General features: G+C 58.0%; 6 protein-coding genes. All 6 read left to right on the top strand.

Annotated features, from left to right (window positions below):
• The first annotated feature begins 210 nt into the window (after nucleotides 1-210).
• Nucleotides 211-1,491, top strand: coding sequence for an MFS transporter (locus DW850_RS04755; protein WP_158556486.1), 1,281 nt, complete (start codon nucleotides 211-213; stop codon nucleotides 1,489-1,491).
• Between the two features lie 211 nt (nucleotides 1,492-1,702).
• Nucleotides 1,703-2,524 carry an HAD family hydrolase gene (locus DW850_RS04750; RefSeq protein WP_117583352.1) on the top strand — a complete coding sequence of 274 codons (822 nt, stop codon included), beginning with the start codon at nucleotides 1,703-1,705 and terminating at the stop codon, nucleotides 2,522-2,524.
• A 539-nt stretch (nucleotides 2,525-3,063) separates the two neighbouring features.
• Nucleotides 3,064-6,504, top strand: coding sequence for a Spy0128 family protein (locus DW850_RS04745; RefSeq protein ID WP_117717025.1), 3,441 nt, complete (start codon nucleotides 3,064-3,066; stop codon nucleotides 6,502-6,504).
• On the top strand, nucleotides 6,497-8,152 hold the full coding sequence (locus DW850_RS04740; RefSeq protein WP_158556485.1) for a SpaA isopeptide-forming pilin-related protein: 1,656 nt from the start codon (nucleotides 6,497-6,499) through the stop codon (nucleotides 8,150-8,152). Before DW850_RS04745 ends, DW850_RS04740 begins: the two co-directional genes overlap by 8 nt.
• Before the next feature lie 119 nt (nucleotides 8,153-8,271).
• On the top strand, nucleotides 8,272-9,933 hold the full coding sequence (locus DW850_RS04735) for an isopeptide-forming domain-containing fimbrial protein (protein WP_117583348.1): 1,662 nt from the start codon (nucleotides 8,272-8,274) through the stop codon (nucleotides 9,931-9,933).
• 561 nt (nucleotides 9,934-10,494) lie between these two features.
• Nucleotides 10,495-11,412, top strand: coding sequence for a class C sortase (locus DW850_RS04730; RefSeq protein ID WP_158565222.1), 918 nt, complete (start codon nucleotides 10,495-10,497; stop codon nucleotides 11,410-11,412).
• Nucleotides 11,413-11,549: the final 137 nt, after the last annotated feature.

Below are 11,549 nucleotides of genomic sequence, written 5' to 3'. Positions count from 1 at the left end.
TTTCCACCACAAAGGGGCCAGGCACCTTTGTGGTGGTTTTTGCTTTGGTAGATGTGTGGGACATGCCTTACAATCTACCAAGTAGTTCATGACGGGCGAAAAACGGAGAAAAGGGGCTTGATGTGTCCTTAACGTTTCATGCGGATAGATTGATTTGACAGACGGTGGCGAATGCCCACCGCCCGTATTCGTATGAAACAAGGAGTCTCCATGCTCGCATCTCTTTTCTCAAAGCCTCAATCGTCGCTGTCCGTGCAGGCCAAGCGCCTGGTGGCAATGCGCTTCCTCATCTACACCGGTTTTCAGACCAGCTACTTTATCGGCGTCATCGGAACGCTCACCTATGCAGACGATGCCTCAGTCGTGGCGACATCGCTGGCCGTCCTGTTTATGAATGTATTTGTGATCCTGGGGTCCTTTGCGGGCGGCGCGGCGTTCGACGCCTGGGGTCCGCGCCGCCATTTCTTGCTGAGCATCATCGGCGCTCTTGCAACTGGCGCGGCAATCATCGCCTTTGGTAGCGCGACCGGCGTCGTCCTGCTCGGCGCGGTGTTTCTGGGCTTTACGATGGGATTCGCCCAGCCCATCGCCACGTCCTATCCGGCCTACCTCACCGACGATCCTGTCGAGCTCAAAGACATCAACTCCGCCATCGCCATGTTTTCAAACGTGAGTATCATCGTTGGCCCCACGCTGGGCGGCTTTGTCGCGGCGGCTGCGTCGTCGCGCGCGGTGTTCGTGCTTATGATGCTCTTTACCGTGCTGGCGTTCGTCGTCGGTTGGGGCTTTAGGCCGCAGACCAGCCATATCGTCGGGCATGCGGATACCGATTCGACAGAGGAAGGGGAGCGTGCGGGACGAAGCTCCAACCCTAGCACGCCCGCCCGCGCCACCTTCGCAGCCAGCATCAAGACGGTCTTCACCAACAGCGTCCTCGCGCTACTTTTCTGCATCATTTTTCTTTCGAACTTTGGCTACGGTGCCTTCGATCCGCTCGAGTCGTTTTTCTATCGCGATGTTCTGCACGTTGGCGTTGAGTGGATGGGCTGGCTCTCGTCTGCCTGCGGTGTCGGCGCGGTGCTGGGTGCCGTGCTCGCGCTCCGCTTGCCGCCGCACCTGGTCAACCTTAAAACGCTGCTCGTGGCGCTTATGTCCGTGGGCCTGGGAAGTCTGCTCTATGTGGGGACACCGTACGTGGGCGTGGCCCTTGTCGGCCAGATCGCCCTGGGTATAGCTTGGGGTGTCGTCAACCCGCTCCACAACACCATTGTGCAGACGACGGCTCCGCTCGAGCAGCTTGGTCGCGTCAATTCGGTCATGGGCTTTGGCAATATGTTCGCTGGTGTGGCCCCTCTGGCGATTGCCCCGTGGCTGGCGGCAACATTTGGCGTACAACGGACACTCGTGGGGGCAGGCATGGTCGTGACGGCGGTTCCCGCGGCACTGCTGCTGTTTGGACGCAATCACTTGGAACGTGCCGTAAAGCAGTAAGAAACCATCACAACATTCGGTAAAAATCGCGATTCTGCCGAAAAACGTCGAATGTTGTGATGGTTTGGCCCGTAGACGCCGCGATCACCACAAAGGGGCCAGGCGCCTTTGTGGTGGTTTTTGCTTTGACAGGCCGCGCCTGCGCCTTGGTATACCATGTACACCATTTCTGACCTCATCCAGCACCGCCGCACAACTCAGAAAGGCTCCCATGGACACCACCTTCAGCCACATCAAAGCCGTGTTCTGCGATATCGACGGTACGCTGCTCACGAGCCAGCACACGGTGTCCCCGCGCACCGTGGCGGCGATCCGCGCCCTGCGCGAGCGCGGCGTGCTCTTTGGCCTGTGCACCGGGCGCGACGCCCACGCGACCGAGGCCATGTACGAGCTCTGGGGCATCGAAGGCCTGGTGGACGTGCTGGTGGGCTGCGGTGGCGCCGAGGTCATCGACCGCGCGCACGACATCAACGAGCTGAGCTATCCGCTGCCGGGCGAGACCATCGCGCGCATCTGCAAGCACATGGCGGACCTTCCGGCAACACCCGTCTGCCCCCGAGACGGCGTGTTCTACGTGCCCGAGAGCAACGCGTGCGTCGAGCACCTGTCGCGCGTCGACGGCGTGCCCTACCAGGTGGTCGATTTTGCCGAGTTCTTGCGCGAGCCGCAGCCCAAGGTGATGTTTACCATGGCGCCCGAGGTGATGCCGCGGGTGATTGAACGGGCGTCGACGTTTGCAGATAACACTGTTAAGGCGGCGGCCCTGCAGACCACGCAGCGGCTCTACGAGTTCATGGATCCGCGCGTGTCCAAGACGCGCGGCCTTGGGCGCGTGGCGGAGCTCAACGATATGGAGCTCCAGGACATCTGCGTGTTTGGCGATGCGGACAACGACACCTGCATGGTGGCCGACGCCGGCGTGGGCGTGGCTATGGCAAACGGCAGCGACGCCACCCGTACCGCCGCGGACTTTGTAACCGCGAGCAACGACGAGGACGGCATCGCGATCTTTATCGAGGAACATCTGCTGTAGCGCCGGGGGGGCAGCCACAAAGAGGGCAGAGCGCCTTTGTGGTGGTTTTCCAAGCGTCCCAACAGTCGATTGTTGGGACGCTTTTTTGTAGCGAGGAGATTTGCGGCCGGTAACATGCGATGCCATTCAAGTGTCGATGTATGAACATATCGGCACACGCTAGTTGTGCAGTAATTGACCAATTAGCTCATAACTAATATTTCCAGGTAGATATACTGCCATTCACGGCGCAATTTTGACCGTTCACAGATTGAGCGGGTTAAAACAAAGTGTTGTACAAACAATGATAAAGTGTCATTTATCTAGATTTGCTAACGAGTTTACCAGCGTCTTTCCGAAATTTAACCCTCGAAAAACAATGCATAGTTTGAATAATTGTCAAGAAGTTAAGGCAACGTAAAGCAAAACTGACATTGTTAGGCTTGCGTTGTTTAAACAAAGAGTAATAATATGCATATCGAGCGCGAGCAATTATAGGTTGCGCGCCCAAGTTTGATGGTGAAAGAGCAAGATCGCGGTCTCTTGGGGAGGAGACATCGATGAAAGCGAATTCGGATAAATCTAAGCAGAGTAATAAAGCGACGCGCCGTGTGCTGGCAGGCGTTTTGTGCGGAGCCTCCGTTTTGAGCCTGGTACTGTCGCTCGTCATGCCTCCGATCTCGCAGGCCATTGCCAACGATGCCCAGACGGTTTCTACCGAGGAAACTGTGATGGGGGGGGGTTCCTCAAGTGAGTCTACTGATGTAGGCAACACCAACAACGGGGATACCGAAAACCAGAATAGTGACGATGCTGCGGGCGACGACGAAATCCAGCAGGAGGAGCAGCCCAAGGACGAGTCGCAGGCAGAAGAAAATGAAGCGATCGACGATGGCGCTGGTTCGTCAGCCGAGGAGGCTGTGGCGAGCGAAGAGACAGCCACGGACATCAAGAATGCCGGTGACTTGCAGGGAAAGCTTCTAGGCGTTGAGGAAAATCAAACCGCCAGCTTTACGCTTGCGGCTGATATTGACTTTCCTGGTGAAATCACACTTAACAAAGGCGGCAGCAATATCACCCTTGACCTAAGTGGTCATAAGATTAAGCACTCGAGCGCCGACAAGCCGTTATTCAATGTTGCCGGTGGTGCGTCACTTACAATTAGGGATTCTGCACAGGTGGGTGAGACGGTCAGCGAGGGCCAGCAGCTAGCTGATCAGGGGCAGAGCCTGAATGCCGATAATTATGACAAGAATGCCGCCAATTATGGCAAGAATGCCGAACTGACTTACGATAACGATAACATTCCATCTAATCTTACCTACTACGTGACCGAATCGTCCCCGAGCGGAACAGGCACAACCGAGACACTTGTCAAACATGACGTTGAGATTAAAGGCGCCATCGTGGCGTGCGGCGGCAACGCAAATCTAAAGCTCATCAATCTATATAACAACAACGGCAAGGGCGGCACGTTTAACCTTGTGAGCGGCGTGATCACGCAAAAACAAGGCGGCAGCGTTAGCAGCTTGGTCTATGCCGAGAACGGCTCTACCGTCAACATGCGCGGCGGCTATGTGTGTGGAGCTTCTGGCTCGGGTGCGGGCGGCGGAATTGAAATACACGGTAATTCGACCCTCGAGGTTTCCGGTGGCGTAATTGCCGGCAACAGTGCTCCTAGTGGCGGTGGTGTGTATGCTAAAGACTCCACGGTCAACATAACTAATGGCGTAATCTCCGGCAACAGCACGCTTGCTACTGGTGTTGGTTTCGGCGGCGGCATCATGGCCGAAGGCGGCAGCGTTACTGTTTCTGGTGGCTACATTACTAACAATAAATATGCCAATTACTGTGGTAACGATGGTAATGGCGATCATGGCGGTGCTGGACTTGCCGCTAAAAACGGTACTCATGTCACCATTTCGGGCGGCCAGATCACGGGCAACTATTCTGAGGAAGCCGGCGGCGGCGTCTATGTGACCGACATCGAACACCAAGGGGCGAGCTCGCGCAAGACAATGGCATGGCTCAACATTACGGGGGGAACTATTGCCTCTAACGTGAGTTTTCGCTCTGAGGGTGCCGGCATTCGCGTGGGCCAGATGGTTGACGCGATGATAAAAGGAACGTCAAATTCAAATCCAGTCTATATCACTAATAACCACTGCATGTCTCGCTTTGACTGGGGTGGAGGCGGCATCTTCGTCCAGGGCGATTCTAAGGTCGCGTCTAATGCTGGTAGGCTATTTGTCTATAACTCCTATATAAGCAGCAATGAGGCCGGTGGCTACGGTGGCGGCGTTGCGGTTTGCCCGACGGGTAAGACTTTGGTGACAGGCACCGACGGCACGGCGATTTTCGGTAATACTTCTGCCGGAAATGAGCAAAACGCGAACGACTACGAATCCGTGAGTAATACAGGCAATAACGGCACCCCCCATCTTTCCGGCGGTGGTCACGGTAAGGACCAGGACTCCGACGCCTACAATGCCGAAGTGTTTCGCGAAAACGGCCACGCGGACTTCTTCCTTGCGGCGGAGGGTCATACGACTCCGATCGCGGCGGTGATTGGCAAAATGCTTGGCGGCGGCGATGCTAAGTATCGGGGAAGCTTAGAGCTTCAGAAAGCCATTACTGTCCCCGCTAACGGTGGCGTGCAGGTATATAACAGCATCGGCCTGAGTTCGAATGTTAAGGCTCAAGACCCCGAGGCGATCAATGCGCGAAAGGCTGCGCTAGAGGCGGGCGCGACGTTTATCACGGGCAATTATTCCTGGAACCATGGCGGCGGCATCATGTCGAACGGCGACCTGTACATGGGCGCGCCTGAGGACACGTATGTCTATCCGAGCCTCAAGCTCAAGGCGACCAAGAAGCTGGAAGGCCGCAAGCTCAATGATGGGGAGTTCTCCTTTACGGTGTATCGCAAGGATTCAGACGACCCTTTGGCTGGCACGACAGCTGGCACGACATTCAATCGCGACGTTTGCACCGAGGTTGGAACAGCAGCAAATGATGCAGAAGGCAGCATTACGTTTGACCTTGGTGAACAATTCGCATCGAGTGGCGCGGGTAACGAAATCACATACTACTTGGTCGAAGATCCCGGTGGTGATTCTGGCATCACGTACGACTCCAGCGTGTATAAGATTGTGGTGACGGCCGAAGATACCAAGACCTTGCTCATGTCTGTTCCGAGTAAAGAAAACTCAAGCCAACTGAAGGATCTTTACATCCATAACTACACGATTAAAAACGTCGGTGTAACCAAGTACGAATTCCGCGAGTCGTCTGGGAAGTGGGAGAACGTAAAAGCGAGGAGCAAGGTGCAGAAGAGTGGAGACTATTATCCAATTATCTGTGAGGGTGACTCCACGACTTTCACTAACAAGTTCACTCCGTACGACTCGAAGGGCTCCTGGACGCCTATGGCGACTAAGGTCGTTGAGGGTGGCGAGATGAAGGAGTTCACGCTCCAGCTTGCGACCGACACAGATTTTACGGATATCGTTAGCAGCAAGTCCACCACTGCCGACGGCGACAAGTCCCAGACCCTGAGCTTCGACAAGATTGATTACAAACTCGATCAACTCGACCAGCTCGCGTCTGGCCCCACTGGCCGTGGTGCTTCCAAGACCTTCACGTACTACGTGCGCGAGAAAGACGACGGTTCGCTGTTCTCGCACTATACGTACGACAAGTCGGTCTATCAGATTACGGTTAACGCGACTGACGACTCTAACCACCATATCGACGTCACTGCGACCTACAAGCAGATTCAGGATCGTGATGGCAATGAAGTGACCACTGACACGCCCCACGACCTCACCGGCAAGTCCACTCCCACCTTCACCAACACCTACTCCACCTCTTTGCCCCTTTCTGGTATGTCGGGCGTCACTCTGACGTACCTTGCCGGCGCGGCGGTGCTTTGCGCTGCTGCGGCCTGGATGCACATTCGTCGCAAGGCGAATGCGAAGGGAGGTGAGCGTCGTGAATAAGAAAGTTTGCTCCTTCCCGATCTTGTTTGCGCTGCTTGCCCTCCTGATCGGCATCTGCGCGGTTGTGTTCCCCGCATCCGCGCAGGCCGCGCCGACCTCGACCGGTTCCATCACGGTGAGCGGCGCCGTGGCGAGCAACTACGACGCCTACCAGATCTTTAGCGCCAACGTCGTCGACGGCGACGGCGACGCCAAGACCTTTACCGACCTCGCTTGGGCAAGCGACGCCGCGCGCGACGCTGTCCTGCCTGTGCTGCACAGCGCCGGCATGCCCGATTCCCAGACCACCGCGCAGGAAGCTGCCGAGTGGCTCAACACCGATTCCCACCTTACGAGCGCGCTGAGCGCACAGCTCGCTCGTTCCCTCCAGAGCTCTGGCGCCGTGCCCGTGGCCCTTAACGCGGGCACGGCGGCCGAGCTGCCCTGCGGCTACTGGCTCATCGTCGCCAGAGACGACGCCATCGCCCAGGGCGAGGCCGGCACCGCGCCGATCATGGCGCTGGTGGGCGGCAACGCCGTCACCGTCAAGCCCAAGGCCGCGACGCCCAAGGTCGCCAAGCACGTGCTGGAGGACAACACCGCCGCATGGCAGAAGGCCGCCGACGCCACGGTCGCCGACGACCTGTACTGGCGCCTCTCGGCCACGGTTCCCGCGGGCCTTTCCGCCTATGACACCTACGCGGTGCAGTTCGTCGACACCATGAGCGCGGGGCTCGACCCCTCCAAGGTGGCCGCGAGCATGCGTGTGTACGTGGCGGCGGGCGCGGATGGCACCTTCGACGCCGTCTCGAACGGTAAGGACGGGCGCGCCGGCACCGAGCCCGCGCAGGGCTGGACCGACATCACGGCCCAGTGCGCCACCAAGGTGGCGGCGGACGGGACCTTCACCGTGCGCACCGGCGACCTGATCGCCGCGCTCGGCGGGGCCGACGCCTTCGCCGCGGGCGCCCGCGTGGTCGCCGTGTACAACGCGCCGCTCAACAGCGCGTGCAACCGCGGCATCGCGAAGGGCAACCCCAACGAGGTCTATCTGCGCTACCCGCGCTCTCCCTTTGCCGACCAGTCCGGCGATGCCGGCTTCACCCGCACGCCGAGCGACGATGCGTGCGCCTACACTTGGGATCTCGCGCTCACCAAGCGCGGCAGCGACGGCGACAAGCCGCTTGCCGGGGCGGTCCTGAGCATCGCCGACGACCGCGGCCGCACGCTGGCGGCCGACGGCACGTGGGATGCGGAGGGCAAGGCCACCGTCACCACGGGCGAGGACGGCCGTGTGACCGTCTCGGGCGTGGACTCGGGCAAGCTGGAGGTCCGCGAGCTCAAGGCGCCCAAGGGCTACACCGCCTTTGAGGGCACGCGCTCCGTGACGGTCAAGGCTGAGGGCCTGGACGTCGACCAGGTGGCGGCCGCCAAGCCTAAGGTGACCGTATCGGCCGAAAGCCCTCTGCGAGTTGATGCCGCCGATGCCGGGAAGGGTTTAGTCGAGTTGTCGGTGCTTAACACCCCAAGTAACGAAGTGAGTCGAGGCTTTATGCCCTCGACGGGAGATAGAACGTTGGTGTTGGTAACGGCTTTGGCCGTCATCGGAGTAGTGGCTATTGTCGTCGCGCTCGTCATCAAGCGGGGAGGAGGTCGCCATGATAAATAATTGTCCCCCCCCTGCTCAATGGCGTACTGCCTCCGTAGCGATTAGAGCGCAGGGAAATGAGCCTGCTGACTTTTGGTGATGACGAGAATTAAAGCAACCTCCAAGAAAGAGGTCCCAACATGAAAACAACCAAGAATATCGCACGCCTGGCAGTAACCGCCGGCCTCACCGCAGCCCTGAGCTTCGGCGGCGTTATGGCGACAGTCACGATGGCGTTTGCTGCGGAGGGTGCTGCCCCCAGCTATTCGCTCACGATTAACAAGTCCGTGGACAATGACTCCACTTCGTTCAAGGCGTATCAGATTTTTAAGGCTGACGTTATTGACGGAAAGTCCGGTAAGGTTGCGTCCAACATTGAGTGGCCGAGTGATGACGCAGAGACTGCGGTCCTGAAGGTGCTTGTTGATAATAATGTCCCAGGGATTACCTTAGACTCGACCGCTTCTGACGTTGCCGACTACCTTTCCAAGATCACTGATACCACTGATACCACGAGTCTGCCGCAGAGCAGCATCCTTAACAAGATTGCCTTGGCTGTAGAGAAGAGTGTTACCGCTACGGGCGATTCCTTTGCCGCCGGTCGCGCTTTCACCACTACGAGCGCTGGCTACTACCTGTTCATGACCGATACCGACTCGCTCAGTGCGAATGAGAAGCAGACCGGTACCTCGCCGATCTTTGCAGTCGTGGGCGGCAACGCAGTGGTCGTTACCGAGAAGACGAGCATCCCGACCGTGACGAAGCAGGTCAAGGACGATGGTGCGGACAACGACTGGAAGTACAAGGCGGACTCCCAGATGGGTCAGACCGTTCAGTACAAGCTGACCGGCACGGTTGCAAGCAATGTCGACACGTTCAACACCTACTATTATGAGTTCCACGATGAGCTGTCTGCCGGTTTGACTGTTGATAAGTCCACTGTCAAGGCCGTGATTGGTGAGACTCAGATCACGCCTACTTCTGTGACCATGTCTGATCCCGATTCAAATGGCAGAACGGTCTTGAGCGTAAAGTTTGACGATCTTAAGGCTGCCGCCACGGCGGCCGGCGTCACTGTCGGCGAGCATACAAGGGTCGTTGTCACGTACAGCGCCAAGCTCGACCCGAATAAGTCCCAGCATGTCGTTGTCGGTGGCACGGGCAACTCCAACACCGTCAAGCTCATCTACTCCAACAACCCTGGCCACGATTCCCGGGGTGAGTCTGTGCCCGACACCGTGCGCGACTACACCTATGCGCTCAAGCTCGTCAAGAAGGACGCGACGGATGAGAATAAGATACTTAAGGGCGTAAAGTTCACCATCCGTGCCACTGATCCCGACGATATTGCATCCAAGGACATGTATGTCCAGGAGAATGGCTCCCTCGGTACTGAGGCTTCTGAGTTCACGACCACCGACTCCGGCGAGATTAACGTCAAGGGCCTCGATGCCGGCACCTACACCGTCAAGGAGACCCATACGCTCGCCGGCTATAACACCATCCCCGAGTTCACCTTCACCATCAAAGCCATTGGATTCAACCAAGCAGAGGGAGAGGGAGAAAACAAGATTACGGTCAAGACGAGCACCAGGGGTTCCAATTTGGTCGAGGTTGACACGACTAACACGGACAACGGTACTGCTGCCTTGATCGTCAAAAACAAGCAGGGTTCCGGCCTCCCGCTCACCGGCCTTAACGGCGTGACGTTCACTTGGATCGCTGGTGGCGCGGTGCTGTGCATCGGCGTGGCTCATCTCATCCGCAGCCGTAAGCAGGCTGAGGAGTCCGAGCAGGAGTAACGCTCGCTCACCCATCCCTTTGGCAGGTGGGATGTGATGGCCATGAGACTTGCGGACACTTTTCTCGTCCATCCACGTTCTTGCTTTGTCATTTTCTTTTCGGGGCAGACTCCGCACTGGATTCTGCCCCGTTTTTTGGGATAACGCAGCCAGCCTCCACCGTCCGATGCGGGTACGTTCGTCATCGCGTTTCTTGACTCGTATGAGGTTCGGTTTAAGGTCCGTAGGCGCACGCGCGGTGCGGACGGTGGACGGCATTTGCGCCGCAAGCGCAAATAAGAATGCCCGGGGGTCGGATCCCGGGCATTTAACAAAACCAGAAAACTAGGCCGCCCGCGCTCCCAAACATTTACGCGGGATGCGTCGTTTTCTATTGACATTGTATCCCGAATCGCCCAGCCGATCTGGGACATTTTGAAAACTCAAATGCTGGCTTATCCTCGACTGGACGGTGCAGTCTAGCTGCGTTGTCCGGCGTATGAGCTCGCAATTCGGCTATTATTTGTTTAGACAACCTGAGTTGTAGAGGAGTGACCGGCGATGGTGCAGGGCGCCAAACATATGAAGAGCAATAACGCCGCGGACAACGGCGGCTCAAGCCCTCAGCCCAAATCTCAACCAAAGCCCAAGCGCCGCCGCAAGCGACTGCCGCGCTGGGCCGACCGGCTCATCACCATCGTCATCATCCTTATCGGCGTGGGCCTTATGACCTGGCCGTGGATCTTGGACCGGCTCGAGGCCTCGGGCGTGTTCAACCAGATCAGCACCGTGTCCAGCACCGTGGACGCGCTGTCTGCCGAGGAGCGCGAGCGCATCTTGCTCCAAGCGCGCTCCTATAACGAGCAGCTTGCCGGCGAGGCCACCGAGCTTCCGGCCGACCAGATCGAGCCCTACGCTCAGCAGCTCATCTTTGACCGCGACCCCATGATGAGCTGGGTCGAGATCCCCTCCATCGACGTGAGCATGCCCATCTACCACGGCACGAGCGAAGAAGTCCTTATGGCGGGCGTCGGCCACTTGGAGGGCACGAGCCTGCCGGTGGGCGGCACCTCGACGCATTGCGTGCTCACCGCGCATTCGGGCATGCGCAACCTGAGCATGTTCGACGACATCCACTCGCTGGAGCCCGGCGACCTGGTGCTGCTACACACCATGAACAAGACGCTCGCCTACAAGATGGTGGACTCCGAGGTGGTGCTGCCCGAGGAGATGGAGTCGCTGACCATCGAGCCCGGCGCCGACAAGGTGACGCTCGTCACCTGCACGCCCTACGGCGTGAACGACCATCGCCTGCTGGTGCATTGCGTGCGCACCAAGTACAACAAGAAGGAAGTCGACAAGCAAAAGTCGCTGGCCGGCCGCCACTGGGGCAAGCGCGAGTTTGCCGTGCTCATCGTGGTCGTTGCCATTGTGCTGTTGCTGCTGGACATCGTGATCCACGCGGTCCGCAAGCGCCGCAAGGCCAAGGCCTCGGCATAAGACATCGTTCAGAACCACCACAATGGGGACAGGTACCTTTGTGGTGGTCGGGACTTCCAAACCATCACAACATTCGATGAAAATCTCGATTTTGGCGAAAAGCATCGAATGTTGTGATGCTTTTGCTGCGGGCGAGA

It is taken from the genome of Collinsella sp. AM36-4AA, from assembly GCF_003467795.1.
GTDB lineage: Bacteria > Actinomycetota > Coriobacteriia > Coriobacteriales > Coriobacteriaceae > Collinsella.
The sequence above is the reverse complement of the archived record's forward strand: the minus strand, read 5'-3'. Positions and strand labels throughout refer to the sequence as shown.

Bases quoted from the DNA above. Each gene is read 5' to 3' on its own strand.
- DW850_RS04755 (WP_158556486.1), top strand. From the start codon at position 211: ATGCTCGCATCTCTTTTCTCAAAGCCTCAATCGTCGCTGTCCGTGCAG.
- DW850_RS04750 (WP_117583352.1), top strand. From the start codon at position 1,703: ATGGACACCACCTTCAGCCACATCAAAGCCGTGTTCTGCGATATCGAC.
- DW850_RS04745 (WP_117717025.1), top strand. From the start codon at position 3,064: ATGAAAGCGAATTCGGATAAATCTAAGCAGAGTAATAAAGCGACGCGC.
- DW850_RS04735 (WP_117583348.1), top strand. From the start codon at position 8,272: ATGAAAACAACCAAGAATATCGCACGCCTGGCAGTAACCGCCGGCCTC.
- DW850_RS04730 (WP_158565222.1), top strand. From the start codon at position 10,495: ATGAAGAGCAATAACGCCGCGGACAACGGCGGCTCAAGCCCTCAGCCC.